Source organism: Pseudomonas meliae (assembly GCF_001400515.1).
Taxonomy (GTDB): Bacteria; Pseudomonadota; Gammaproteobacteria; order Pseudomonadales; family Pseudomonadaceae; genus Aquipseudomonas; species Aquipseudomonas amygdali.
Genome location: NZ_LJQT01000192.1, coordinates 1 through 232 on the forward strand (window position 1 = coordinate 1; position 232 = coordinate 232).

The following is a 232-nucleotide window of genomic DNA, read 5'->3' on the forward strand; positions in this document are numbered from 1 at the left end:
TACGTCTCTGGTCAGGTTGAGCGCTTTACTCATGTACTGCTGCTGGACCGAGGTCAGTCTGCGGTTGCTCTGGAATCGCACAAAGTGGTCCTCCAGCAGCTCCAGATCCTTGCTGGCCATGAAGGAATTGAGGGTCGAAACGATGTCTTTGGCCAGCTCCCAATCCTGCGTATTGATCGTCCTCGCAATGTCGGTCAAACGCAGATCGCCGGCCTGCTTGTGTTTGTACTGA

1 pseudogene is annotated in these 232 nt (G+C 54.3%); it reads right to left on the reverse strand.

Going from position 1 to position 232, the window contains the following annotated elements:
- A pseudogene (locus ALO64_RS08645) lies at positions 1 to 232 on the reverse strand (DNA helicase); the annotation flags it as partial.